1 protein-coding gene and 2 rRNA genes are annotated in these 1,047 nt (G+C 40.1%); 2 read left to right on the top strand and 1 reads right to left on the bottom strand.

Going from position 1 to position 1,047, the window contains the following annotated elements; translation table 11 throughout:
• Both BMZ04_RS21895 and rrf read left to right on the top strand, forming a co-directional pair.
• A 23S ribosomal RNA gene (locus BMZ04_RS21895) occupies positions 1 to 89 on the top strand; the annotation flags it as partial.
• A gap of 187 nt (positions 90 to 276) precedes the next feature.
• Positions 277 to 392 (top strand): 5S ribosomal RNA (gene rrf / locus BMZ04_RS21890).
• 361 nt (positions 393 to 753) lie between these two features.
• Here the strand turns inward: rrf and BMZ04_RS22625 are convergent.
• The coding region (locus BMZ04_RS22625; RefSeq protein ID WP_093277837.1) for a hypothetical protein at positions 754 to 1,047 on the bottom strand (294 nt) is incomplete at its 5' end.

Below are 1,047 nucleotides of genomic sequence, written 5' to 3'. Positions count from 1 at the left end.
CCTCAAAGACGATGAGGTAGATAGGTTCGGGGTGGAAGCGTGGCGACACGTGCAGCTGACGAATACTAATCGATCGAGGACTTAACCAAAATGTAATTATTTGTTGAAAATGTCTTTTATCCAGTTTTGAGTGAATAAGCACTCTAATTTGAGGGTTTCAAGACGCAAGCAGTGCTAGGAAACGATTGATAGAAGGAAGGAGCGTACTTAAGTACGTGACTGACTGAACGAATGAAGTTGACAACGCAATGCGCGGTGTATTGAAAGCCGAAGAAGTCTAGTGATGATGGCGAAGAGGTCACACCCGTTCCCATACCGAACACGGAAGTTAAGCTCTTCAGCGCCGATGGTAGTTGGGGGATTCCCCCTGTGAGAGTAGGACGTCGCTGGGCAAAAACAAAAAAGTCGTTACCGATTAATCGGTAACGACTTTTTTGTTTTTTAGGAAATTAGGTTCTACGTCAATGCTGGGGTGAAGTAAAATTCGCTTCATCTTAACCAACATGAGTTTCTTCTATTAAATATAATGATTCTTAATACTCCCTGACAACTTTTCTTGCAATGCTTTGCTATCACACTATTGTCTCTGTTGAATTTCGCCGGTGATATGCTTGTTTAACTCTTCGGTAATAGAGGAACCTGTGGTCGAGACAAAAACTGTTTTATTTTGCAAAGCCACATCGATTCCTTCTCGCTGCCGTTTTCGAATTCGAATGAATTTCATCAATGAAAGTGGACCACAAGTGGCCAATATTAAACATTAATAAACTCAAAAACCTTCATTTGTAGAGCATAATCCACATGTAGAGCACATTTCTTTCTAATACTAAAACGAGCGGTTAAAGTATTGTTCTTAAACCTGATGCCATTAAAAATCATTAGTACGGTTCTTCTTTTTCTTTGATACGATAAATAGTAGTTTTTACCCTTTAATTTTTCCCTAATTCTTAATCTAACCGTTAGTAATAGGTAAGCATTTGAGGTTATCGCCAGCTTTTCCCCTACTCCACACGGAACGTGCCAGTTTCCAAGCATTCCGCGTTCCAT

It is taken from the genome of Psychrobacillus sp. OK032, from assembly GCF_900111345.1.
Taxonomy (GTDB): Bacteria; Bacillota; Bacilli; order Bacillales_A; family Planococcaceae; genus Psychrobacillus.
The sequence above is the reverse complement of the archived record's forward strand: the minus strand, read 5'-3'. Positions and strand labels throughout refer to the sequence as shown.